This window comes from Actinomadura sp. 1N219 (genome assembly GCF_044326405.1).
GTDB lineage: Bacteria > Actinomycetota > Actinomycetes > Streptosporangiales > Streptosporangiaceae > Spirillospora.
The window spans coordinates 399,217-421,952 of record NZ_JBIRAY010000005.1 but is presented as its reverse complement, the minus strand read 5'-3'; the positions used below and the strand labels follow the sequence as shown (position 1 = coordinate 421,952).

Annotated in this window: 22 protein-coding genes; 13 read left to right on the top strand and 9 right to left on the bottom strand. The window is 72.6% G+C overall.

Annotation, left to right across the window (positions count from 1 at the left end):
- The first annotated feature begins 1 nt into the window (after position 1).
- On the top strand, positions 2-1,570 hold the full coding sequence (locus tag ACH35V_RS19380; protein WP_395974030.1) for a (2,3-dihydroxybenzoyl)adenylate synthase: 1,569 nt from the start codon (positions 2-4) through the stop codon (positions 1,568-1,570).
- A 39-nt stretch (positions 1,571-1,609) separates the two neighbouring features.
- Here the strand turns inward: ACH35V_RS19380 and ACH35V_RS19375 are convergent, their stop codons facing one another.
- The gene (locus ACH35V_RS19375; protein ID WP_395974028.1) at positions 1,610-2,638 is read right to left on the bottom strand and encodes a LacI family DNA-binding transcriptional regulator; all 1,029 of its coding nucleotides are present in this window, start codon (positions 2,636-2,638) and stop codon (positions 1,610-1,612) included.
- 219 nt (positions 2,639-2,857) lie between these two features.
- On the opposite strand from ACH35V_RS19375, the gene ACH35V_RS19370 reads away from it, so the two are divergent.
- The 5 genes from ACH35V_RS19370 to ACH35V_RS19350 are packed head-to-tail and all read left to right on the top strand — an operon-like array spanning position 2,858 to position 7,314.
- Positions 2,858-3,850, top strand: coding sequence for an ABC transporter substrate-binding protein (locus ACH35V_RS19370; RefSeq protein ID WP_395974026.1), 993 nt, complete (start codon positions 2,858-2,860; stop codon positions 3,848-3,850).
- Positions 3,847-4,704 (top strand): ABC transporter permease, encoded by an 858-nt coding sequence (locus ACH35V_RS19365; RefSeq protein WP_395974024.1) that lies wholly within the window; start codon positions 3,847-3,849, stop codon positions 4,702-4,704. The genes ACH35V_RS19370 and ACH35V_RS19365 overlap by 4 nt, the downstream gene beginning before the upstream one ends.
- A complete protein-coding gene (locus tag ACH35V_RS19360) occupies positions 4,701-5,495 on the top strand; it encodes an ABC transporter ATP-binding protein (protein WP_395974022.1) in 795 nt (264 codons plus the stop codon). Before ACH35V_RS19365 ends, ACH35V_RS19360 begins: the two co-directional genes overlap by 4 nt.
- Complete coding sequence (locus tag ACH35V_RS19355) at positions 5,492-6,307, top strand: ABC transporter permease (RefSeq protein ID WP_395974020.1); 816 nt, start codon at positions 5,492-5,494, stop codon at positions 6,305-6,307. The genes ACH35V_RS19360 and ACH35V_RS19355 overlap by 4 nt, the downstream gene beginning before the upstream one ends.
- Positions 6,304-7,314, top strand: coding sequence for an amidohydrolase family protein (locus ACH35V_RS19350; RefSeq protein WP_395974019.1), 1,011 nt, complete (start codon positions 6,304-6,306; stop codon positions 7,312-7,314). The genes ACH35V_RS19355 and ACH35V_RS19350 overlap by 4 nt, the downstream gene beginning before the upstream one ends.
- A 63-nt stretch (positions 7,315-7,377) precedes the next feature.
- Here the strand turns inward: ACH35V_RS19350 and ACH35V_RS19345 are convergent, their stop codons facing one another.
- Entirely contained in the window at positions 7,378-7,857 is a 480-nt protein-coding gene (locus tag ACH35V_RS19345; protein WP_395974166.1) for a hypothetical protein, read from the bottom strand.
- Between ACH35V_RS19345 and ACH35V_RS19340 the strand changes: the two genes are divergently transcribed.
- Positions 7,742-9,052, top strand: a complete 1,311-nt coding sequence (locus ACH35V_RS19340) for an RNA-guided endonuclease InsQ/TnpB family protein (RefSeq protein ID WP_395974157.1) — start codon at positions 7,742-7,744, stop codon at positions 9,050-9,052. The two genes, ACH35V_RS19345 and ACH35V_RS19340, sit on opposite strands and share 116 nt — an antisense overlap.
- Positions 9,053-9,284: 232 nt before the next feature.
- Here ACH35V_RS19340 and ACH35V_RS19335 read toward each other — a convergent pair whose 3' ends face one another.
- Positions 9,285-10,115 carry an ABC transporter permease gene (locus tag ACH35V_RS19335; protein WP_395974017.1) on the bottom strand — a complete coding sequence of 277 codons (831 nt, stop codon included), beginning with the start codon at positions 10,113-10,115 and terminating at the stop codon, positions 9,285-9,287.
- A gap of 183 nt (positions 10,116-10,298) precedes the next feature.
- Between ACH35V_RS19335 and ACH35V_RS19330 the strand changes: the two genes are divergently transcribed.
- A complete protein-coding gene (locus ACH35V_RS19330; protein WP_395974016.1) occupies positions 10,299-11,324 on the top strand; it encodes a LacI family DNA-binding transcriptional regulator in 1,026 nt (341 codons plus the stop codon).
- Between the two features lie 36 nt (positions 11,325-11,360).
- Here the strand turns inward: ACH35V_RS19330 and ACH35V_RS19325 are convergent, their stop codons facing one another.
- The 4 genes from ACH35V_RS19325 to ACH35V_RS19310 are packed head-to-tail and all read right to left on the bottom strand — an operon-like array spanning position 11,361 to position 15,628.
- A complete protein-coding gene (locus ACH35V_RS19325; protein WP_395974014.1) occupies positions 11,361-12,197 on the bottom strand; it encodes a sugar phosphate isomerase/epimerase family protein in 837 nt (278 codons plus the stop codon).
- A complete protein-coding gene (locus ACH35V_RS19320; protein ID WP_395974013.1) occupies positions 12,194-13,369 on the bottom strand; it encodes a dihydrodipicolinate synthase family protein in 1,176 nt (391 codons plus the stop codon). Before ACH35V_RS19320 ends, ACH35V_RS19325 begins: the two co-directional genes overlap by 4 nt.
- On the bottom strand, positions 13,366-14,526 hold the full coding sequence (locus ACH35V_RS19315; RefSeq protein WP_395974011.1) for a Gfo/Idh/MocA family protein: 1,161 nt from the start codon (positions 14,524-14,526) through the stop codon (positions 13,366-13,368). Before ACH35V_RS19315 ends, ACH35V_RS19320 begins: the two co-directional genes overlap by 4 nt.
- A 28-nt stretch (positions 14,527-14,554) precedes the next feature.
- On the bottom strand, positions 14,555-15,628 hold the full coding sequence (locus ACH35V_RS19310; RefSeq protein WP_395974155.1) for an amidohydrolase family protein: 1,074 nt from the start codon (positions 15,626-15,628) through the stop codon (positions 14,555-14,557).
- Between the two features lie 52 nt (positions 15,629-15,680).
- On the opposite strand from ACH35V_RS19310, the gene ACH35V_RS19305 reads away from it, so the two are divergent.
- From ACH35V_RS19305 to ACH35V_RS19285, 5 genes are read left to right on the top strand one after another with little or no spacing between them, the layout of a single operon-like run.
- The gene (locus ACH35V_RS19305) at positions 15,681-16,451 is read left to right on the top strand and encodes an SDR family NAD(P)-dependent oxidoreductase (RefSeq protein WP_395974009.1); all 771 of its coding nucleotides are present in this window, start codon (positions 15,681-15,683) and stop codon (positions 16,449-16,451) included.
- Positions 16,448-18,022, top strand: a complete 1,575-nt coding sequence (locus ACH35V_RS19300; RefSeq protein ID WP_395974007.1) for an acyl CoA:acetate/3-ketoacid CoA transferase — start codon at positions 16,448-16,450, stop codon at positions 18,020-18,022. Before ACH35V_RS19305 ends, ACH35V_RS19300 begins: the two co-directional genes overlap by 4 nt.
- Complete coding sequence (locus ACH35V_RS19295) at positions 18,019-18,792, top strand: enoyl-CoA hydratase/isomerase family protein (RefSeq protein ID WP_395974005.1); 774 nt, start codon at positions 18,019-18,021, stop codon at positions 18,790-18,792. Before ACH35V_RS19300 ends, ACH35V_RS19295 begins: the two co-directional genes overlap by 4 nt.
- 12 nt (positions 18,793-18,804) lie before the next feature.
- A complete protein-coding gene (locus ACH35V_RS19290) occupies positions 18,805-19,653 on the top strand; it encodes a shikimate dehydrogenase family protein (protein ID WP_395974003.1) in 849 nt (282 codons plus the stop codon).
- Positions 19,650-20,738 carry a glycerate kinase gene (locus tag ACH35V_RS19285; protein ID WP_395974001.1) on the top strand — a complete coding sequence of 363 codons (1,089 nt, stop codon included), beginning with the start codon at positions 19,650-19,652 and terminating at the stop codon, positions 20,736-20,738. The genes ACH35V_RS19290 and ACH35V_RS19285 overlap by 4 nt, the downstream gene beginning before the upstream one ends.
- A gap of 224 nt (positions 20,739-20,962) precedes the next feature.
- Here the strand turns inward: ACH35V_RS19285 and ACH35V_RS19280 are convergent, their stop codons facing one another.
- Positions 20,963-21,304: a DUF5713 family protein gene (locus tag ACH35V_RS19280; protein ID WP_395973999.1), complete on the bottom strand. Its 342-nt coding sequence runs from the start codon at positions 21,302-21,304 to the stop codon at positions 20,963-20,965.
- A 76-nt stretch (positions 21,305-21,380) separates the two neighbouring features.
- Positions 21,381-22,697 carry a salicylate synthase gene (locus ACH35V_RS19275; protein WP_395973997.1) on the bottom strand — a complete coding sequence of 439 codons (1,317 nt, stop codon included), beginning with the start codon at positions 22,695-22,697 and terminating at the stop codon, positions 21,381-21,383.
- Between the last annotated feature and the right edge of the window lie 39 nt (positions 22,698-22,736).

Genomic DNA, 22,736 nt, shown 5'->3' with positions numbered 1-22,736 from the left:
GATGGACGGCTTCGTCCCCTGGCCGGACGGCTTCGAGGCCCGCTACAAGGCCGAGGGCTATTGGAGCGACCGCGTTCTCGGCGACGTCCTGCGCGGCGACCCCGGCAAGACCGCCCTCGTCGCCGGCGCCGACCGCCTCACCTACGCCGAACTGGACGACCGCGCCTCCCGTGCCGCGGCCGGATTCCTGCGCCTCGGCATCGGCCGGGGCGACCGCGTCGTCGTCCAGCTCCCGAACACGACCGGCTTCGTGGTGACGTTCCTCGCGCTCGTCCGCGTCGGCGCCGCGCCCGTCCTCGCGCTGCCCGCGCACCGCGAGAGCGAGATCCGCTACCTGTGCGAGCTGTCCGACGCCTCCGCCTACGTCTGCGCCGACCGCGACGGCGACTTCGACTACCGCGTGATGGCCCGCACCCTCCCCGTCGAGCACGTGATCGTGGACGGCGACGCGCAGGACCTCACCGCCCTGTCCGCCGTCGACGCCGACCCGGCCGACCTGCCCCGGCCGGACCCGTCCGACGTGGGTGTCTTCCTCCTCTCCGGCGGCACCACGGGCCTGCCGAAGCTGATCCCCCGGACGCACCGCGACTACGTCTACAACCTCGAGGCCAGCGCCGAGGTCTGCGGGTTCACGTCCGCCACCGTCTACCTCGTCGTCCTGCCCGCGGCGCACAACTTCGCGCTCGCCTGCCCCGGCATACTCGGCGTCTTCGCCAACGGCGGCACGGTCGTCCTGTCCCCGTCGGGCTCCCCGGACGAGGCGTTCCCCCTCATCGAACGGGAACGCGCCACGGTCTGCGCGGTCGTCCCCCCGATCGCCCTCCTCTGGCTGGACGCGGTCACCTGGCAGGACGAGGACATCTCGGCCCTCGAACTCCTCCAGGTCGGCGGCGCCAAGTTCGCCGCCGAACGCGCCGCCGAGGTCCCGGACGTCCTGGGCTGCCAGGTCCAGCAGGTGTTCGGCATGGCCGAGGGCCTGCTCAACTACACCCGCCTGGACGATCCCCGCGACCTCGTCGAGCAGACCCAGGGCCGCCCCCTCTCACCCGCCGACGAGATCCGCGTCGTGGACGCCGAAGGCGAGGACGTCCCACCGGGCGAGACGGGAGAACTCCTCACCCGCGGCCCGTACACGCTCCGCGGCTACTACCGCGCCCCCGAGCACAACGCCCGCTCGTTCACCCCGGACGGCTTCTACCGCACGGGCGACCTTGTCCGGCGGCTCCCCTCGGGCCACCTCATCGTGGAGGGCCGCGAGAAGGACCAGATCAACCGCGGCGGCGACAAGATCTCCGCCGAGGAACTCGAGAACCATCTCCTGGCGCACCCGGCCGTCCACGACGCCGCCGTCGTCGGCCTCCCCGACCCGATGATGGGGGAGCGCACCTGCGCGTTCCTCATCATCAGGGACGGCGAGAAGACGCCCGATCTCCGCGAGATGAAGGACTTCCTCCGCACCCGCGGCGTCGCCGCCTACAAGTTCCCCGACCGCCTCGAAACGACCGACGCCTTCCCCCGCACCCCCGTGGGCAAGATCAGCAAGAAGGCCCTCGCCGCCGGCGTCCAGTAGCCCTGGAGCTTGCGCGTGCCGCGGTAGCGCGGCTCGCCGTCAGGCGCGGGCGGTGCGGCGCGCGGTCGTCTCGCGGGGGATGAGCCGGTGGCTCAGGGAGGTGGTCTCGGCGGCGGCGCCCGCGGCGGCCGACGGGGGAGTGTCGATGATGTGGCGGGCGGCCATGGCGCCCATCTCGTAGAGCGGGAGGCTGACGGTGGTCAGGCCGACGAACTGGGCGACGCGGAGGTCGTCGATGCCCGCGACGGAGACCTCGCCCGGGACGTCGATATGCGCCTGCCGCAGCGCGTTGAGCGCGCCGACGGCGGCCTCGTCGTTGGCCGCGAGGATGGCGTCCGGCAGGGGCGGGCGCGCGATGAGCCGCATGGCGGCGGCGTGCCCGGCCTCGAAGTCGAACCCGCCGGGCAGGACTTGCGCGCCGTCGGCGAGGTCGGCGTTGCTCATGCAGGCGAGGAAGCCGTCCCTGCGCTGCCGGGTGGCCACCATGCCCTCCGGCCCCTCGATGAACGCGATCCGGCGGTGGCCGAGCGAGACGAGGTAGTCGGTGATGTCGTGCGCGGCGGCCCGGGCGTCGGCGGCGATGACGGGGCAGCCGATGTCGCGGGCGGCGAGCGACACGGCGTGGATGCCCTGCTCCTGCGCCTGGCGGACGGCCTTGGCGAGCTCCGGCTCCTTCGGGTCGTCGACGTAGCCGCTGCCCGCGAAGACGACTCCCGCGGCGCGGTAGTCGCGCATCGTCCGGACCCGCGTGATCTCCGTCGTGGTGCGGCGGTCGACGTTGCACAGCATCGTGACGTAGCCGGCGCGGCTGGCGACGTCGTCCACCCCGCGGGCGATGACGGAGAAGTACGGGTTGACGATGTCGCTCACGAGCACGCCCATGAGCCGGCTGCTGCGCGAGACCAGCGCGCGGGCCAGCGCGCTCGGCGAATACCCCAGCTCCTCGGCGACCGCGACGACCTTGGCGCGGGTCTTGGCCGAGATGGGATGGCTGGATCCGGTCAGCACCCGTGACGCGGTGGACACCGACACGCCAGCCGCCCGGGCGACTTCCGCGAGTGAGCTCACGGCCACCTTCCTAGGAGAACGTTTTCCTGATTATGGCACGAGGCGGCGCCGCCGACAAACGAAACCCGCCTGCTCCAGGGCGTTTTCCAGGGATCGCCCTTGACATTTCTGTGGTGAGGCTCACTACCATGCCGGGCTAAGGCATACGTTTGCCTAGTCGATTACCTCGCCTTTCGACGCGAAGCCGAGGGAACCGGCGCGATCCTGGAGGAGGAGACCGTGGACGCCGGGACACATCTCAGACGGCTCGCCGCCCTCGCGGCCCTCGCCGCCCTGGCCGCGACCGCCGCGTGCGGTGGCGGGGGCGCGGCCGAGAGCAACGGGAACGGGAAGCTCTCGTTCAAGGTGGCCCTCACCGAACCCGACATCACGACCGTGCCGATCCTCGCCGCCCTCGACGACCTCCGCGGGCAGGGCCACACCATCAAGGTCGTCGAGCTGGCCGAGCCCGAGCTGTCCATCGAGGGGCTGGCCAAGGGGGACTACGCGCTCTCGGCCGAGGCGACGAGCCCCGCCCTGCTCGCGGTCGAGCGCGGCGCCCCCATCAAGATCATCGCCGATGCCATCGGGAACCAGTGGGCGGTCTACGGCAAGCGCGGCGTCGCGTCCTGCGACCAGCTGGACGGCAGCCCGTTCGGGATCTTCAGCGAGGGCGCGACGGCGACCGCGATGGTCAAGGAGTGGGTGCGGTCCACCTGCGCCCCGGGCAAGAAGCCCAAGTACCTCACGATCGGCGGCTCGGACGTCCGCGCCCAGGCCCTCGTCACCGGACGGATCGCCGCCACCGCGCTGGAGGTCTCCGACGTCGTCGCCCTGGAGTCCAAGGGCGGCCAGTTCGCCAAGGTCGCCGACTTCGCCCAGAGCCTGCCCGACCTCCGGCCGCAGACCGTGTACGCCAACGGCGACTTCATCACCGAGCACAAGGACGTGACCCAGGCCCTGGTGACCGCGCTGACCCGGCAGCACGCGAAGATCAACGCCGATCCGCGGCACCTGGTGGCGCTGGCCGCCAAGTACCTGCCGGAGGAGGACGGCGCCGAGATGGCGAAGGTCGCCGAACGGTACGCCAAGGCGGGGCTCTTCAACGCTGCCGCGCTGACAGAGAAGAACATGCAGGGCACCATCGACTTCTTCGTCCGGGCCGGCGTGATCAAGAAGGGCATGACCGCCGAGGACGCGGCGGACCTGACCTTCGTCCAGGCGGCCCGATGACGGCGGCGACGACGGGCCGGCCGCCGCGCCGGGACGGGACGCGGACCGGGCCCCGCCCGGCGCGGCGGCCCGGCGTCCTGCGGCGCGCCGCCGGCCGGAACCTGCCGTACCAGCTGCTCACGTTCGTCCTCTTCGCGGCGGGCTGGGAGCTCTACGTCCGGCAGCGGGGCGGCCTGCTCATCCCCAGCTTCACCGAGACCGTCGAGGCGACGATCGAGCTGCTCGGCACCGCGGAGCTGTGGCGGAACATGTACGTCAGCAACCAGGCGCTGGTCATCGGCTTCGCCGTCACCGTCGTCCTCGGCGTGCCGCTCGGCATCCTGCTCGGCCGGTTCCGCGCGCTGGAGCGGCTCGCGGACGTCTACCTCAACATCCTGCTCGTCACCCCGATGGCGGCGATCATCCCGCTGCTGGTGATGTCGGTCGGCTTCGGGCTGGCCTCGCGGGTCATCCTCGTCACGATCTTCTCGATCGTGATGGTGGTGGTGAACGCGCGGGCCGGCGTCCGGCAGGTGGACCCGGCGCTGATCGAGATGGCCCGCTCCTTCGGGGCGGACGAGCGGGCCGTCTGGACGCGCGTCCTGCTCCCCGGCGCGCTGCCGGCGATCATGACGGGCGTCCGGCTGGGCCTCGGCCGCGCGGTCACCGGCATGGTCATCGTCGAGCTGCTGATGGTCTCCGAGGCGCTGGGCGGCATGATCCTGGAGTACCGCGGCCTGTTCCAGGCCCCGCTCCTGTACGGCACCATCGTGATCATCCTGGCGGAGGCGCTGCTGCTGATCTCCGCCGCGCGGTGGGCCGAACGCAAGCTGACCCGATGGGCACGCACCACCACGGCAAGGAGCGTTCGATGATCGAGATCCGCGGGCTGCGGAAGACCTACACCGGGCAGGACGGCGGCCTCGTCGAGGCGCTGCACGACGTCGACCTCGACGTCCGCCCCGACGAGTTCCTGACCGTCCTCGGGCCGAGCGGCTGCGGGAAGACCACGCTGCTCAAGTGCGTCGCGGGCCTCATCCCGTGGGACGAGGGCGACATCCGCATCGACGGCGACCCGGTGCGCGGGCCAGGGCCTGATCGCAGCATGGTGTTCCAGAACTTCGCGCTGCTGCCATGGGCGACCGTCCTGGACAACGTCGCCTTCGGGCTCCGGATGCGCGGCGTCGGCCGCGCCGAGCGCGAGGAGCGTGCCCGCGCGCTGATCGGCACGGTGGGGCTGGCGGGCTTCGAGACCAAGCGGCCCGGCGAGCTGTCCGGCGGCATGCAGCAGCGCGTGGGCCTCGCCCGCGCGCTCGCCGTCCAGCCGCGGGTGCTGCTGATGGACGAGCCGTTCGGCGCCGTCGACGAGCAGACCCGCCGCCTGCTCCAGGAGGAGCTGCTGTCCATCTGGGAGGAGCGCCGGCTGACGGTCGTGTTCATCACGCACAGCATGGAGGAGGCGGTCCTGCTCGGCGACCGCGTCGTGCTGATGAGCGCGCGCCCGGGGGAGATCGCCGAGATCGTGCCGGTCCCGCTGGAGCGTCCGCGCTCCAGCGACGTCGGCGCGCTGGAACGGTCCGGCGAGTACGTCGAGATCACGGCCTACCTGTGGGACCGGCTGCGCGACATGCACGCCGAGCACCGTGCGGCCAAGGCGGCCGGATGAGCGCCCTCGCGGAACGCCGCGACGGGGCCGCGCGGGCGCGCCGGCGGCTGTCCTGGCGGCGGCTGCCGGCGGCCCCGGTCAGCCTGGCCGCCGGTGCGGCGGCCTGGGAGCTGGTCGGGCACCTGGCGGACGCGTCGTTCTTCCCGCCGCTGAGCACGGTGCTGTCCCGGCTGGCCGAGATGGCGTCCAGCGGGCTGATCTTCAGCAGCCTGCGCGACAGCCTGATCAACCTGGTCCTCGGCTTCGCGATCTCGCTGGCGGCGGGGCTGGCCGTCGGGGTGGCCATGGGCCGCTACCGCAAGGTCGAGGCCGCGCTCGGCGTGTACGTCTACGCGCTGCTCACCGCGCCGTCCCTGGTCTTCGCGCCGATCTTCTTCTCGCTGCTCGGCGAGGGGCGCGGCTCGATCGTCGCCGTCGTCGTCATGTACTCGGCGTTCGTCATGATCATCAACACGGCGGCGGCGATCCAGGGCGTGCCGGCGCACCTGGTGGAGATGGCGCGCTCCTACGGCGCCGGCGAGGGGCAGGTGCTGCTGCGCGTCATGCTGCCCGCCGCAGCACCCATGATCATGGCCGGCGTCCGGCTCGGCGTCGGCCGCGCCGTCACCGGAATGATCAACGGCGAGATGTTCATCGCGGTCGTCGGCCTCGGCCGCGTCGTGACCCAGGCGGGCGGGCGCTTCGACGGCGCGAGCGTCCTGGCGGTGCTCCTGGTGATCATCGCCGTCGCGCTCGGCGCGGTGGCGCTGGTGCAGGCCGTCGACCGGAGGATCACCCGCTGGGTGCCGCAGACCGCACGAGGAGACCGATGAAGATCGACGCCTACAGCCACATCCTGCCCGAGCCGTACTTCGAGCGGATGCGGGAACTCGCCGACCCGGCGGCGTTCAAACGCTGGCTGGAGCTGCCCGCGCTGCACGACCTGGACGAGCGGCTGCGGATCATGGACGAGTTCGGCGCCGGCTACCAGCAGGTCCTCACGCTCTCCTCGCCGCCCATCGAGCTGCTCGCCGGCCCGGACGAGTCGCCGGCGCTGGCGCGGCTCGCCAACGACTCGATGCGCGAGCTGTGCGGCAAGCACCCCGACCGGTTCCCGGCCTTCGTCGCGTCCCTGCCGATGAACGACCCGGACGCCGCCCTCGCCGAGCTCGTGTTCGCCGTCGACGAGCTCGGCGCCCGCGGCGTGCAGGTGTTCACCAACGTCAACGGGCGGCCGCTGGACGATCCCGCGTTCGCCGCCGTGTTCGCCGAGATGGCCGCGCGGGACCTGCCCGTCTGGATGCACCCGGCCCGCACCGCGGCGTTCTCCGACTACGCCGCCGAGGACGCCTCCAAGTTCGAGATCTGGTGGGCGTTCGGCTGGCCGTACGAGACCAGCGCCGCCATGGCCCGGCTGGTCTTCTCCGGCCTGTTCGAGCGCCATCCCCACCTCAAGATCATCACCCATCACATGGGCGCGATGATCCCGTACCTGGAGGGCAGGATCGGGGTCGGCTGGGGCCCCCAGCTCGGCAGCCGCACGTCCGGCCCGGACTTCGAGCGCCTCCAGCACGCGCCGCGCGAGCCGCTCGACCACTTCCGCAAGTTCTACGCCGACACGTCGCTGTCGGGCTCCGACATCGGGACCCGGTGCGGCCTGGACTTCTTCGGCGCCGACCACGTCGTGTTCGGCACCGACTGCCCGTTCGACCCCGAGGGCGGCCCCCTCTACATCCGCGAGACGATCCGCGTCCTGGACGCCCTCGACATCTCCGGCGACGACCGCGACCGGATCTACCGCCGCAACATCCTGCGCCTGATGCGGCTCTCCGACGAATGACGGCGCCGGAAGGCCGTGCCGCCGTCCCGGAAGGTCCCGGACGGCGGCACGGCCCGGCCGGCGCTAGTCCGGCGAGCCGCCGTGGGCGCTGCCGAGCAGGGCCCGCAGCGCGGACGTCTTGCGGCCGAACTCCTCGGCGCGCATCGTCGCGGAGTAGTCGTCGCGGTCGGGCGGCAGGCCGACGTCCAGGATCTCCGCGACCCGGCCCGGCCGGGCGGTCATGGCGACGACCCGGTCCGACAGGTAGACCGCCTCGGCGACCGAGTGGGTGACGAGCAGGACGGTGGTCCCGGTCTCCCGCCAGATCCGCCGCAGCTCGATGTCATCGGATATCTCCAGCGTAGAAGGCCCGTTCCTGTAGGGCGGGGAGGAAGGGGGGGCGCGGTGCAGTGTGGTGACTGTCCGGGGTTTGTCGGTGGCGGTCGGTATGTTGCGGGGCGTGTCCCGGTACCGGCTGTGCCCGACCCCTGTCCAGGAGGCGGGGCTGCTGGAGCATTGCGGGCATGCCCGGTTCGTGTGGAATCTGGCGGTGGAGCAGCACACCTGGTGGACGCGGCGGCGGGGTCCGGCCCCGGGGTATGTCGCTCAGGCCCGTCAGTTGACTGAGGCCCGCGCGGCCAACCCGTGGTTGGCGGCAGGGGCGCAGACGGTGCAGCAGCAGGCACTCAGGGACTTCGCCCAAGCGATGGCGAACTTCTTTGCGGGCACGCACCGGCGCCCGACCTGGCGCAAGGCCGGTGTGCATGAGGGGTTCCGGATCGTGGGGGCCCGGGGCCGGGCTTGGGAGGTGCGGCGGTTGTCGCGCCGCACGGGTGAAGTGCGGGTCCCCAAGGTGGGGTGGGTGCGGTTTCGCCTGTCCCGGCCTGTGCCCGGCGGGGTGAGGTCGTTCCGGGTGGTGCGTGACCGGGCCGGCCGGTGGCATGTCGCGTTCGCGCACGTGCCCGCCCCGGTCCCTGCACCTGGCAACGGTGAGGCGGTTGGTGTCGACCGGGGCGTGGCGGTGTCGGCCGCGTTGTCGACCGGCGAAACCCTGAACGTGCCCGGGTTGACGGCGGGTGAGGCGGTGCGGCTGAAGCGGCTGTTGCGCCGCCTGGCCCGCGCCCGGCGGGGGTCGAACCGCCGCGCCCGGATCAAGGCCGCCATCGCCCGGCTTCGCGCCCGCGAGAGCGACCGTCGCAAGGATTGGGTGGAGAAGACCAGCACGGATCTGGCGCGCCGGTTCGATCTGATCGCCGTCGAGGACCTGAACGTGCGCGCCATGACCCGATCGGCCAAGGGCACCATCGATGCCCCCGGCGCTGGCGTCCGCGCCAAGGCGGGGCTCAACCGCTCGATCCTGGCCAGCGGGTGGGGCCGGTTGGTCACTCGCCTGGAGCACAAGGCCCCGGGACGCCTGGTCCCGGTCGACCCGGCCTACACCTCGCAGACCTGTCATGCCTGCGGGCACTGCGCCCGGGACAACCGCGAGAGCCAAGCGGTGTTCCGGTGCGTGGCCTGTGGGCACCGCGACAACGCCGACGTCAACGCCGCCTGCAACATCCGAGACACCGCCGTGGGACGCACGGTGGCCGCGCGGGGAGGCGGGGCGCCGGCCCGGCCGGCGAACCGCGAACCCCAACCCGTTCTCCTACACCGTAGGGAACGGGTTGAAATCCCCCGCCTTCAGGCGTGGGAGGACGTCAACGCCTCGCGGGTCAGTGTCGAGGGCGCCGAACGGCTCGGCCATGAACAACACTGACGGCCGGTGTAGCAGCGCGCCGCACAGCGACACCGGTGCTGCATCGCGTCCGCGAAGTCCAGGAGGCCGGTCATCACCATCAGCTCGCGAGCCCGCCACTCGACCTCATTCTTCGGCATCGGCCGTAGTTCGATGTTCATCGTTTCTCTCCCCCCAGGGGTTCTGCAATGGGCTGGCCAGGCGGTGTCGGCGGGAGGGCCGGGAGCGCCGGCAGCCGGTTCCGGCGGCACGATCAGGAGCCGGCGGTCGTGACGCCGGGCCGGCGGCGCGAGCTGTGCCAGGGCATCAGCAGCCGCTCGGCGAGGTCGACCAGCGCGAACAGCACCACGCCGATCAGCGAGAGCAGGATCAGCGCGGCGTAGAGCATCGCGGTGTCGACGTTGCCGGTGGCCTCGACGATCACGTAGCCGAGCCCGCTGTCGGCGCCGACGAACTCGCCGACGACCGCGCCGGTGACGGCGAGCGTGACCGCGACCTTCAGGCCGCTCATGATGAACGGCAGCGCCGCCGGGAAACGGAACCGGACGAACGTCTGCAGGCGGGTCGCGTTCATCGTCGCGGACAGCTCGATGAGGTCGGGGTCGATCGACTTCAGCCCGGTGAACCCGGCGACGACGACGGGGAAGAACGCGATGAACGCGGCCATCAGCACCTTCGGCGAGAAGGCGAAGCCGAGCCACACCACGAACAGCGGCGCGACGGCGATCTTCGGCACGACCTGGGCGAAGACGAGCACCGGGTACACGGTCTTCTCCAGCGCGGGCGCGTACGCCATCAGCAGGGCGGACAGGAGGCCGAGGACGACCGCGGCGGCGAATCCGGCGAGCGTCTCGGCGGTCGTGACGAGCGCGGCGTCCCAGAGGTAGCCGGCGTTGTCGGCGAACCGCCGCCAGGTCTCCATCGGGGGCGGGACGAGGTAGCTCTCGACGAGCCCGAGCGCGGTGACGGCCTTCCACACGCCCAGGACCGCGGCGATCAGCAGCGCGGGCCGCCAGACGGCCCCGGCCCAGGCCCGCCGGGGCCGGGGGAGGCGGGGACGGCGGGGGAGGGCGGAGCTCGCCATGGCAGATCCCTAACGGTAAGCGCTTTCAATTTCTGGCGCTGGCAATGTAGGCAGGTGTTGAGACTCGCGTCAAGGGAAGAGTTGTAAGCGCTTACGGATTCCGCCACGATGTGGCGGACCGTCACGTGCCGGGGACCGCCCCCGCCCCCTCGGAACGGCTTGCACCCGGAGGAAACGACACCCATGGCCGACCGCAACCTGGTCCGACTGCAGGACGTCGCCGCGCACGCCGGCGTCTCGATCGCGACGGCGTCGCGGATGCTGAGCGATCCGGACTACCGCGGCCGGGCCGCGCTCCGCGAGCGCGTCCTCGCCTCCGCGGCGGAGCTCGGCTACCGGGTGAACCCGCACGCCCGCGCGCTCGCGACGTCGTCCTCGACCAGCGTCGGGCTCGTCGTCCACGACGTCCGCGACAGCTACTTCGCCCTGCTCAGCGGCGGCGTCATGTCGGTGGCCGAGCGCGAGGACCTGCTGGTCAACATGGTCTGCACGTACCGCGACCCGGCCCGCGAGCTCGAATACGTCAAGCGGCTCATCGACCAGCGGGTCAGGGCGCTCATCCTCGCCGGAAGCGCGTTCCGCGACACCGCCCACAACGCCGCCATGCGCGCCGAGCTGCGCGACTACCAGGAGTCCGGCGGGTCGGTCGTCTCGGTGACGCGCGGGCGCGACATCGGGCACCTCGTCCAGATCGACAACGCGGGGGGCATGCGCGCGCTGGCTGGCGCGCTGGTGGAGCTGGGGCACACGTCGTTCGGCGTGGTCGCCGGGCCGCTGCGGCTGCTCACCGTCCGCGACCGGCTGCAGGGGCTGAAGCAGGGCCTCAAGGACCACGGCATCGTCCTGCGCCGGGACGACGTCGTCTACACCGACCTGTCGCGCGAGGGCGGGCTGACCGGCGCGCAGACGCTGATGAGCCGCCGGAACCCGCCGCGCTGCCTGATGGCCGTCGCCGACGTCATGGCGATCGGCGCGATGTCGTGGCTGCGCGCGAACGGGACCTCCGTCCCGGACGAGGTGTCGGTGACCGGCTTCGGCGGCCTGCCCGCCGCGCTCGACGCGGTGCCGCGGCTGACCACGGTGGAGATCCCGCTGGAGCGGGTCGGCGAGACGGCCATGGACCTCGCCCTGCGTTCCCCGTCCCCCCGGCACGTGGTGGAGATCGAAGGCACGCTCGCGCTCCGGGAAAGCGCCGCCGCGCCCCGGTGAACCACGCGGCTCACCGGCGGCGGGCGGCGTCGCCGGTCAGGGCAGGACGTGGCGGGGGAAGCCCGCGACGACGGCGGCGAGGACGTCGTCGGGGTCCGCCGCCCACACCTTCTCGTTGAAGATCTCCACCTCGATCGGGCCCGTGTACCCGGCGGCGTTGACGGCGCGGGTGATCGACGGGAGGTCGATCGCGCCGTCGCCCGGGAGCCCGCGCCCGAACGTCGGGTGCGGCTGCGGCACCAGCCAGTCGCACACCTGGTAGCCGATGATCCGCCCGCCCGCGCGGGCCAGGGCCGCGTCGAGGCCGGGGTCCCACCACACGTTGTAGGTGTCGACGGCGAGCCCGACGTGCGCGGGGTCGAACCGTTCGACCACGTCCAGCGCCTGGTCGAGCGTCACCGTGACCGACCGCTCGGCGCACATCATCGGATGCAGCGGCTCGACCGCCAGCCGGACGCCCGCCGCCGCCGCGAACGGCACCAGCTCGGCGATCCCCTCGGCGACGGCCGCGCGCGACCGCGGCAGGTCCAGGTCGTCGCGGACGCCGCCGCTGACCAGGTAGAGGACGTCCCCGCCGATCGCCGCCGTCAGCTCGACGGCGCGGCGGTTCGCGTCGTGGTCGAGCCCGCCCCCGTCCGGATTTTTGCCGGTGAAGAACCCCGCGCGGCACATGCTGGACACCCGCACGTCGTGGTCGCGCAGCAGCGCCGCCGCGCGCTCCGGGCCGTACTCCTCGACGGGCCCGACCCACGCGCCGAGCCAGCCGATCCCGTGGCGGGCGAGCCCGCGCACGGTCTCCTCGAAGGACCAGCTCTTCACCGTGATCTGGTTGATGGCGAGCCGTTCGATGCTCACGCCGTGATCTTCACTCACGCCGTGCTCCTTCCGTCGATCCCGGCGGTCGCCAGCACGGCGAGCATGCGGCCGGCCGCGAGTTCGGCGTCCTCGATGAGGCCCGCCTGGTCGGCGAGCCGGAACAGGCGGGCGAGATGGCCGAGCGACCGGGCGCCCTGGTGCCCGCCGAGCATGAGGAAGTGCGGCTGGAGGCCGCGCAGGTAGGCGAGGAACACGACGCCGGTCTTGTAGTGGTACGTCGGAGCCTCGAAGATCGCCCTCGACAGCGGCATGGTCGGGGCCAGGACGCGGTCGAAGCCGTCCGCGTCGCCCTCGTCCAGGAGGGCGAGGGCCTCGGCGGCCAGCGGTGCGATCGCGTCGAAGATCCCGAGCAGGGCGTGGCTGTGGCCCTGGTCGTCGCCCCTGATGAGCTCGGGGTAGTGGAAGTCGTCCCCGGTGAACATCGTCGTCCCGGCGGGGAGGCGGCGGCGCAGGGCGACCTCCCGCCCGGCGTCCAGCAGGGAGATCTTGACGCCGTCGACCGCCCCCGCGTGCTCCGACATCAGCCGGACGACGGTGTCCGCGGCGGCGTCGAGGTCGCGGGCGCCCCAGTAGCCCGCGAGCCGCGGGTCGAACATGTCGCCGAGCCAGTGCAGGATCGCAGGGCGGGCGAGCGAGCCGAGCACCTTCGCGTACACCGACAGGTAGTCGTCGGCCGAGCGCGCCGTCCGGCAGAGCGCCCGGCTGGCCATCAGCACGACCTGGCCGCCCGCGTCCTCGATCCACCGGCACTGGCGGAGGTAGGACCGCTCGATCTGCTCAAGGGTGACGGGCCGGTCGTCCGGGAGGTCGTCGGTGCCGGCGCCGCACGCGACGGCCGCGCCGCGTCCAACCGCCTCCCGGCACGACCGCTCGATCAGCTCCCGGACGAGCCCGTGCGGCAGCCCCGTCCCGCGCTGCGCGGTGTCCATCGCCTCCGCGACGCCCAGCCCGAGGTCCCACAGGTGGTGCCGGAAGCTCAACGTCGCGTCCCAGTCGACGGCCGGGTCGAGCACCGGGTCGGCGGTGGCCAGCGGGTCGGCCACGACGTGCGCGGCCGCGTACGCCCGGCGCGTCCGCGGCGCGTCCCGGCGGCCGGGGAGCGGACGCGGAGCGCCGCGCAGCGTGTACTTCTCCAGCCTCGCGCCGGAGGGCAGCAGGAGCGAGGTCACGCCGGCTCGACCGCCAGCTCGGGCACGTCCACCCAGCGCCGCTCGCGCGACGACCGCAGCGCCAGTTCGGCGAGCTGGACGCCCTTGGCGCCTTCGAGGAGGTCCCAGCCGAACGGCGCGTCCTCGACCACGTGCCGGAGGAACATCTCCCACTGGACGCGGAACGCGTTGTCGAACTCCTCGTTGTCGGGCACCTCCAGCCAGCCCGCGCGGAAGTCGATCGGGTTGGGGACGTCGGGGTTCCACACCGGCATCGGCGTGTTCGCGCGCGACTGCGTCCGGCACTCGCGGAGCCCGGCGATCGCGCTGCCGTGCGTGCCGTCGAGCTGCCACTCGCCGATCTCGTCGCGGTAGGGGCGGGTGGCCCAGGACGTCGTGAACTGCGCGGTGACGCCGTTCTCCAGCTCGAACAGGCCGTAGGCGGCGTCCTCGGCCGTGGAGTCGTAAGGCTTCCCGTCCTCGTCCCAGCGCTTCGGGATGTGGATCGCGCTGTGGCACAGCACCGACTTGATGGGCGAGACGACGTTGTCGATCAGGTAGCGCCAGTGCGGGTACATGTCCAGGACGAGGCCGCCGCCGTCCTCGGCGCGATAGTTCCAGGACGGCCGGTTGAGGTGCTGCCAATCGCCCTCGAACACCCAGTAGCCGAAGTTCAGCCGGAAGCTCAGCATCGTGCCGAAGAAGCCGCCGTCCACGAGCCTCTTCAGCTTGCGGATGCCGGGCAGGAACAGCTTGTCCTGGACGACGCCGTGCTTGACCCCGGCCGCGTCGGCGAGCCGGGCGAGGTCGAGGGCCTCGGCGAGCGAGACGGCCGTCGGCTTCTCGCAGAAGACGTGCTTGCCCGCCGCGACGGCCTTGCGGATCGCCTCCGCCCGCAGGTTCGTCGTCTGCGCGTCGAAGTAGATCGCGTCGTCCTCGTTGGCGAGCGCCTCGTCGAGGCTGGTCGTCCAGCGCTCGACGCCGTAGCGGCGGGCGAGGTCCGCCAGCTTGGCGGGGTTGCGGCCGACGAGGACGGGGTCGAGGACGAGGCGGCGGCCGTCCCGCAGGACGAGCCCGCCCTGGTCCCGGATCGCCGTGATCGACCGGTCGAGGTGCTGCCGCGTCCCCATCCGCCCCGTGACGCCGTTCATGATGATGCCGATCCGCACCTGATCCATGTGTACCTCCAGTTTCTGTAAGCGCTTTCTATTTCATGCGATTCGGCGGTGTCAAGGCCGGGGGTGGCAAGGCCGGCCGGGTCCGGCGGCCGAGGAGACCGGCGGCGGCGCCGCCCAGCACGCCGGCGCGCTGAGCGCAGGTCAGGCCGGGCGCCGCCGCCACCGCCGCGACCGCCTCGGGGTCGCCGGTGGGGAAGGGGTAGTCGCTGCCGAGCAGCACATGATCGCTCCCGGCGAAGCCGACGAGCCAGGACAGCGACGTCGGCGAATGGGTGAGCGAGTCGTAGTGGAGCCGCCGCAGGACCGTGCTCGGCGGGACGCGGTCGTCCGTCCAGTCAGCCCGGAGCCGGGCGATCGCGTCGAGCCTCCCGGCCTGGTACGGGAGGAACCCGCCGCCGTGGACGACGCAGAGCCGCAGCCCGGGAAAGCGGTCGAAGACGCCCGCGAGGATCATCGCGGCGACGGCCGCCGTGGACTGCGCCGGGTTGTCCACGATGTCGCCGAGCCGGTCGCCGTCCAGGCCCGCCGGGGAGGTCGCCCGCCAGGGATGGAGCAGCACCAGCGCGCCCGTGTCGGCCGCGGCCTTCCAGAGCGGATCCCAGCGCTCGTCGTCCAGCCGGGGGCCCGGCCCGCCGCCCACCGCCAGCTCACCGCCCGCGAAGCCGGGACGCGCCGCCGCGCGCCTGAGCCGCGCCGCCGCCGACACCGGGTCGTGCCTGTCGAGCAGGGACAGGGCGATCAGGCGGTCGGGGCGCGTCGCCACGACCGCGGCCATGGCGTCGTCCAGGGCGTGGAGGAAGCCGGTCGCGGCGTCGGGGGCGAGTTCGTCCGGGCTCAGCTCCAGCCAGGGGGCGACGACCTGGACGTCCACGCCGGTCCGGTCCATCTCCGCGATGCGGGTGCGCACGTCGGTGAGGGCGTCGGCGACGGGCGGGGTCAGGCGCGCGCCGAACCGGACGCGCTGGTCGTCGGTGAGGGCGGGCGCGTCCGGGCCGCGCCCGCCGCGTTCCAGCTCAGCGAGCAGCGCCGCCGGGACGGCATGCGCGTGGACGTCGACGACGCGGTCGCCGGCCGGGGCCGGGAGGGGGCTTGAAGTGGTCATCACGCTGTGAGATGGTAACCGAAAATTGAAAGCGCTTACAGGAGACGATGGTATGCCGGATCGAAACGAGTCGCGCCCGCTGCACGGCCGGGTGGTGGCGGTCACCGGCGGCGGCAGGGGGCTGGGACGGTCGATCGCGCTGGCGGCCGCGGCCGCGGGCGCCGACGTCGCGATCGCCTACCGGGAGAGCGAGGCCGGCGCGAAGGCCGTCGCCGACGAGGCCCGCTCCCTCGGCGCCGAGGCGGACGTCCACCGCTGCGACGTGACCGACCGCGACCAGGTGTTCGCGTTCGCCGCGGCGGCCGAGCGGCGGTTCGGCCGGATCGACGGCCTGGTCAACAACGCGGGCATCATGCCCGAGACGCCGTTCCTGGAGACGACCCCGCAGGAGTGGGACCGCGTCATCGCCACCGATCTGACCGCCGCGTTCCACGCCAGCCAGGCGGTGCTGCCCGGGATGCTGGAGCGCGGGTCGGGCAGCATCGTGAACGTCGCGTCCCGCCTGGGCCAGGTCGGCTGGCCGGGCGTCGCGCACTACGCGAGCGCCAAGGCCGGGCTGATCGCGCTCGCCAAGTCGATCTCCCGCGAGTTCGGGCAGCGCGGGGTGCGCGCGAACAGCGTGGCGCCCGGCGTCACCAACACCGACATGGGCCGGACCGTCATGGCGGGCGAGGTCGGCCGCAAGCGCATGGCCGAGCTGCCGCTGGGCCGGTTCGGGGAGCCCGGGGAGGTCGCCGACTGCGTGGTCTTCCTGCTGTCGGACGCGTCCGCGCTGCTCATCGGCCAGACCCTCAACCCGAACAGCGGGGGGCTGATGCCATGAGCGCGGTCATCGGGACCGTCGACGACGCGCTCGCGCTCGTCCGCGACGGCGACGCCGTCTGGGTCGGCGGCTCGGGCGCCGGGCACGGCGTGCCGCAGGCGTTCATCGACGCCCTCGCGGCGCGGTTCCGCGGCACCGGCCATCCGCGCGACCTCACCACCGTCCGCGTCGTCGGCATCGGCGACTTCGCCGACAAGGGGTTCTCGCAGCTGGGACTGCCCGGCCTCGCGCGCCGGACGATCGGCAGCAACATCGGCAACGAACCGGGGCTCGGCGCGCTGGTGGCGGAGGGCGCGCTGGAGGCGTACTCGCTGCCGCAGGGCGTCCTGTCGGCGCTGTGCCGCGACATGGCCGCCGGACGCCCCGGCCACATCACCCACGTAGGTCTCGGGACCTACGTCGACCCGCGGCAGACGGGCGGCAGGCAGAACGCGCGCACCACAGAAGATCTCGTCGAGGTGGTCGAGCTGGCCGGACGCGAATGGCTGCTCTACCGCGCGCTGCCCATCGACGTCGTCGTCCTGCGGGCCACCACGGCGGACGAGGACGGCAACCTCACATTCGAGCACGAGCCGATCCTCGGCGACTCGCTCGCCCTGGCGATGGCCGCGCACAACAACGGCGGCACGGTCGTCGTCCAGGTCGAACGGCTGGCGGCGCGGGGCTCGTTGCGCCCGGCGGACGTCCGCGTCCCCGCCGCCCTGGTCGATCTCGTCTATGTAGACGCCGTCCAACGCCAGACCTACGCGACCGCGTACTCCCCGTACTACTCAGGTGAGCTGCGCGCCCCGTCGACCGGTTCTGCGCCTTCGCCGCTGGACGTCCGGAAGGTGATCGCGAGGCGGTCGCTCATGGAGTTCCGCCGCGGCGACATCTGCAACCTCGGCTTCGGCATCTCGCAGCAGATCGGCTCCGTCGCCGCCGAGGAGGGCGTCGCGGACGCGCTGACGCTCACCGTCGAGCAGGGGATCTTCGGCGGGATACCGGCCTTCGGCGGCGACGGCGGCGCCGGGCACGGCTACCAGGCGCGCCTTGAGCAGCCGTCGATGTTCGACTTCTACGACGGTGGCGGGCTCGACATCGCCAGCCTGTCGTTCGCGCAGGTCGACCGCTCCGGAAACGTGAACGTGCACGCGTTCGACGACCGTCCGCGCGGCCCCGGCGGGTTCGTCAACATCAGCACCCGGACGAGGCGGCTCTGCTTCGTCGGCACGTTCACCGCCGGCGGCCTCCGCGTCGCCGTCGAGGACGGGGCCCTGACGATCCTCCGCGAGGGACGGCACCGCAAGTTCGTAGACGCGGTCACCGAGATCAGCTTCAACGGACGCCTGGCGGCGGAGAAGGGCCAGTCGGTCAAGTACATCACCGAACGCGCCGTGTTCGAGCTGACCCCGGACGGCCTAGCACTGATCGAGGTCGCCCCCGGCATAGACGCGGAGAAAGACGTCCTGGCTCACATGGACATCGAACCCGCCGTCCCTGACACCCCCGCCCTAATGGACTCGCGCCTGTTCGCCGCCGCCCCGATGGGCCTGGCGGCCGACCTCACCTCAAAAGGGGCCGCGACATGACCGAACTCGTGCACCTGGTCTCGGGGGCGTGCACGGAGATCGTCCTGGACAACCCGCCGATGAACGTCGTGTCGCGCGAGCTGACACGCCAACTGCGCGCGGCGCTCCACAAGGTCGCGCGCGACCCCGATGTCAGGGCGGTCATCGTCCACGGCGCCGGAGGCAGGGCCTTCTGCGCCGGTTCCGACATCGCCGAGTTCCGCGACCTGCACGGCCGGGTCGCCGAGGACAAGCTGCTCCTGGAACGCCTGGTCTACCGCCAGCTCGCCCAGCTCCCCGTCCCGACCGTCGCCGCGATCGAAGGCCACGCGCTCGGCGGCGGCCTCGAACTGGCGCTGTGCTGCGACTTCCGGATCGCGACCCGCCGCTCCAAGCTCGGAATGCCCGAACTGAAGCTCGGCGTGACCCCGGGCAGCGGCGGCACCCAGCGACTCCCGAGGGTGATCGGCCTCGCCCGCGCGAAGGAGATGATCCTGCTCGGCGAGCCGCTCGACGCCGCGGAGGCGCTGGCGATCGGCCTGGTCACCCGCGTTGTCGACGACGGCCAGGCAGTGGACGCCGCCCGGAGCATGGCAGAGACCCTCGCCTCACGCGGCCCCGTCGCGATGAGGGTCGCGAAGAAGCTGCTCGACCTGTCGGCGGAGACCCCTCTGGAGGACGGCCTGGCCCACGAGCTCGACGGCTCGGAGACCGTCTTCGCCACCGACGACGCATTGGAGGGCGCAGCGGCCTTCCTAGCCAAACGCCCGGCCCGCTTCACGGGCAGATGACAGGAGTAGACCATGCGCACAGTCGCCCTCTTCGGCCGTCCCTTGCAGAGACGGCACTCGGCGGTCATGCACAACGCGGCGTTCGAGGCGGCGGGTGTCGACGCCCGCTACGAGCTGCGCGAGGTAGACGAGGACGGCCTCACCGCCCAGGTGGCCGAGGCGCGCCGCAACGAATGGATGGGCTTCCAGATCACCGCTCCGTACAAACTGCTCGTCATGGACCTGCTGGACGAGATCGAGCCCGGCGCCCGCGCGATCGGCGCGGTCAACAGCGTCACCGCCGCCCCGGACGGCAGGCTGATCGGCTTCAACACCGACGTCGTGGGTTTCATGGCCGGCGTCCGGGACTGCCTGGGCGACGGCGTGAAGGGACGGTCCGTGGTCGTAGCGGGCTCGGGCGGCGTCGGCCACGCCGCCGTCTACGGCCTGGCCACCGCGGGCGCGGGGAGCCTTGCCGTCCTGGACCTGGACGCCGACCTGCCGCGCCGCCTCGCGAACGACCTGGGCGACGCCGCCTCGATCGAGCCCCTCGCCTTCGACGACCCGCGCGCCCGCGACCGCCTGGCGGACGCCGACCTGTTCGTCAACGCGACCTCCGTAGGCATGCTGTCCCCGGGTCCGGTGGTCGACGTCGACCTCATCCGCCCGTCCGCCGCAGTGTTCGACGTCGTGTACATCCCGGCCGAGACGGAGCTGGTGCGCCAGGCCCGCGCCCGTGGAATGCGGGCGTCCAACGGTGACGGGATGCTGGTCGCGCAGGCCGCCGCCGCATGGTGCCGGTGGACGGGCCTGCCCGACCCGACCGAGACCATGCGGCGGGCCGTTGCCCCGCTGCTCGCGGAGGGAGACCCGCGCCCGTGACGCCCCGTGTGGTGCTGGCGCCCGACTCGTTCAAGTCGACCCTCACGGCGGCGAAGGCCGCCGAGGCGATGGCCGAGGGCTTCCGGCGCGTACGCCCCGGCGTCGCGATCGAACTCCTGCCCCAGGCGGACGGTGGCGAGGGCACGCTCGACACGGTGCTGGCCGCACGTCCGGACGCGTCCGTCCACACCACAACGGTGACGCTGCCGAACGGCCCGCACACGGCACGGTGGCTCATCCTCGACGACGGCACGGCCGTGGTGGAACTGGCCGAATGCTGCGGCCTGCCCCTTGTAGGCACCGGCGACCCCGCAGGCGCCGACAGCGCCCCACTCGGAACCGTTCTCCGCGAGGCCCTCCGGGCGTCGGCCCGCAGGATCGTCGTGGGCCTCGGCGGATCGGCGTCCACCGACGGCGGCGCCGGCTGCCTGCGCGAACTCGGCCTCCGCACGACGGACCGGCACGGCCGCGACGTCCCGCCCGGAGCCACCGGCCTCGCCGCGGTGACCAGCACCGACACCGCGAACCTCCTGCCCCCTCCACCGGACGGCATCCTGCTCCTATGCGACGTCGACGCGCCCCTGTTCGGCCCGCGCGGCGCCGCAGCCGTCTTCGCCCCCCAAAAGGGCGCCGACCCGGATCTGGTGCAGGTCCTCGACAACGCCCTTCGCCGATGGGCGGACGTCGTGAACGGCGCCCCGAACGCTCCCGGCGCAGGTGCCGCAGGCGGCATCGGGTACGGCCTGGCGTCCTGCTGGGGCGCGACGACGACGTCCGGCGCCCGGTACCTGACCGAGTTGAGCGGCCTCCCGGACCACGTCCCCGGCGCCGCGCTCGTCGTCACGGGGGAGGGACGCCACGACGAGCAGTCCTACACCGGCAAGGTCACCGGGCACGTCGTCCAGCTCGCGCAGCGGCACGGCGTCCCGGTAGCAGTCATCGCCGGAACCGTCACAACCGACCGGCTCGGCGTGACGATGCTCAGCCTCACCGACCTCGCCGGCTCAGAACACGAAGCGAAGAAACGCCCCGAACACCACCTCCGCCGCGCGTCAGAACGCCTCGCCGCAGCATTCACGGCATGAAGCGCCTTTGGCGACGGCGACTCGCGTACGCGCCGGTTGGTTTTACCTACAGGTCACGCTCGTGATGGCCGTCGAACTCGACCAGGTCCGCTCCGCCCGCCGCTTCACCGGGGGCGCTCCTCGCCGGCTGCCCAGCGGCTCCGACAAGGAGCGCCCGTCCGGGCCCGCCGTCGCTCCGGCTGGCGGCGGAACGAGTTCCGTCGCGGTGCCGTCCTTGCCCGGTGTCACCAGTCTCGGGGGGCGATGAGTTCCTCGGGGTCGGCTTCGGAGAAGCCGTAGGCGGTGGCGATGAACGAGAAGTCCGCTGCGATGATCTCGCGGGCGGCCGTCTCCAGTTCGCTGCCGGCTTCGAGGAACTCCTCCTCCAGGTCGTTGAACTCTTCGGTCGCGGCGTGCGTCAGCCGGTAGAGCGCCGCCAGGTCGTCCGGCGGGTCGCTCTCGATCTGCTCGCACAACCTCAGCAGCACGGCCTTTCCCTTGTCGACGAGGTGGTCGGGGAAGTACCCGTCGTCGTACATGCCCTTGAGGAACTCGTGTTCGAGCACCTTCTGGTCGGTCGGCGGCATCGCGGTCCTCCTGAGCCTGGGTGGGCTGAGGGCGCTGATCGTAATCGGGGCCACCGACATATCAGGGCGTCCGGGCTCAGGGGAGCGGGACGACGTGGGGGGCGATGCTGGTCAGTTTTTCGCAGGTCTCCTCGTACTCGCGTTCCGGGGTGGAGGCGTCGACTATGCCGGCGCCGGCGCGGAGCCAGGCGCGGCCGTCGCGGTTGTAGAGGGCGCGGAGGACGAGCGCCGCGTCGAGCGCGCCGTCGTGGGTGACGGTGAGGACGGCGCCGGAGTACAGGCCGCGGTGCTCGTCCAGGCGGGTGATCGCGTCGATCGCCTCGGCCTTCGGGATGCCGGACGCGGTGACGCCGGGGAACAGGGCGTCGAGGGCGTCCCACGAGGTGCGGCCGGGGGCGAGGACGCCGCTGACGGTGGAGCCGAGATGCTGGACGCTGCCGCGCTCCTTGACGGTCATGAACCCGCTGACCTGGACGGACGCCGGGTCGCAGACGCGGTACAGCTCGTCCTGCGAGGTGCGGACGGAGACGGCGTGCTCGTAGATCTCCTTGGGGTCGGTCTCCAGGTCGCGGCGGCCGCGGGCGTCGGCGTCGCCGCCCAGGCCGAACGCGCGGGTGCCGGCGAGGGGCTGGGTCATGACGCGTCCGGCGGCGTCCACGCTCACGAGGACCTCGGGGCTGAAGCCGGTGGCCTGGAAGCCGCCCAGGTCGAGGAGGAACGAGCGCGCCGGGGTGTTCGCGCGGCGGCCCCGGACGAACGTCGAGACCATGTCGACGGGGAAGGGGACGTCCAGCCGCCGCGACACGATCACCTTCTGGTAGCGGCCGGCCTTGATCTCCGCCACGGCGTCGGCGACCTGCGCGCGGTAGGGGGCGCCGCCGACCCGGACGTCGACCGGTGCGGGGGTGCCCGCGGCGGCGGGGGCGCCGGGCTCGGCCAGCAGTTTGGCGACCTGGTCGGCCTCGTGCGCGTCGACGCCGGTGATGCGGGCGCGGCCGTCCTCGGCGCGGACCTCGACGCGGGGGACGATCAGGTGCGCGAGCCGTCCCCGGGGAGGGGACGCGGCGAACTCGAACGCGATCCAGCCGTAGGCGTTCCAGGCCGGGAGCGGGACGTCGGCGAACGTCTCGCGCAGCGCGTCGGCCGGACGCCCCTGCGTCCAGGTCCTGGTGACCGGGGGACGGTCGGGCCAGCGGACGTGCACCCGGTCGGCGTCGAGGACGACCTCGCCGAGCACGCCGCCCGCGAACGTCCACGAGCCGGGTCTCTCGTAGACGACGTGGTCGTCGAACAGCCCCGACCCGGACAGCCGGGCCATCAGCGCGAGCGGGTCCGCGGTGTACTCGACGACCAGCTCGGCGGGGTTCGCGTCAGTGCGCAGAGCGAAGGACAAGGCAGCCAACTCCCTTTCGCGGGCCCGGAACGGTCCCAA

Bases quoted from the DNA above. Each gene is read 5' to 3' on its own strand.
- ACH35V_RS19380 (WP_395974030.1), top strand. From the start codon at position 2: ATGGACGGCTTCGTCCCCTGGCCGGACGGCTTCGAGGCCCGCTACAAG.
- ACH35V_RS19365 (WP_395974024.1), top strand. From the start codon at position 3,847: ATGACGGCGGCGACGACGGGCCGGCCGCCGCGCCGGGACGGGACGCGG.
- ACH35V_RS19360 (WP_395974022.1), top strand. From the start codon at position 4,701: ATGATCGAGATCCGCGGGCTGCGGAAGACCTACACCGGGCAGGACGGC.
- ACH35V_RS19355 (WP_395974020.1), top strand. From the start codon at position 5,492: ATGAGCGCCCTCGCGGAACGCCGCGACGGGGCCGCGCGGGCGCGCCGG.
- ACH35V_RS19350 (WP_395974019.1), top strand. From the start codon at position 6,304: ATGAAGATCGACGCCTACAGCCACATCCTGCCCGAGCCGTACTTCGAG.
- ACH35V_RS19340 (WP_395974157.1), top strand. From the start codon at position 7,742: ATGTTGCGGGGCGTGTCCCGGTACCGGCTGTGCCCGACCCCTGTCCAG.
- ACH35V_RS19335 (WP_395974017.1), bottom strand. From the start codon at position 10,115: ATGGCGAGCTCCGCCCTCCCCCGCCGTCCCCGCCTCCCCCGGCCCCGG.
- ACH35V_RS19330 (WP_395974016.1), top strand. From the start codon at position 10,299: ATGGCCGACCGCAACCTGGTCCGACTGCAGGACGTCGCCGCGCACGCC.
- ACH35V_RS19315 (WP_395974011.1), bottom strand. From the start codon at position 14,526: ATGGATCAGGTGCGGATCGGCATCATCATGAACGGCGTCACGGGGCGG.
- ACH35V_RS19310 (WP_395974155.1), bottom strand. From the start codon at position 15,628: ATGACCACTTCAAGCCCCCTCCCGGCCCCGGCCGGCGACCGCGTCGTC.
- ACH35V_RS19305 (WP_395974009.1), top strand. From the start codon at position 15,681: ATGCCGGATCGAAACGAGTCGCGCCCGCTGCACGGCCGGGTGGTGGCG.
- ACH35V_RS19300 (WP_395974007.1), top strand. From the start codon at position 16,448: ATGAGCGCGGTCATCGGGACCGTCGACGACGCGCTCGCGCTCGTCCGC.
- ACH35V_RS19295 (WP_395974005.1), top strand. From the start codon at position 18,019: ATGACCGAACTCGTGCACCTGGTCTCGGGGGCGTGCACGGAGATCGTC.
- ACH35V_RS19290 (WP_395974003.1), top strand. From the start codon at position 18,805: ATGCGCACAGTCGCCCTCTTCGGCCGTCCCTTGCAGAGACGGCACTCG.
- ACH35V_RS19280 (WP_395973999.1), bottom strand. From the start codon at position 21,304: ATGCCGCCGACCGACCAGAAGGTGCTCGAACACGAGTTCCTCAAGGGC.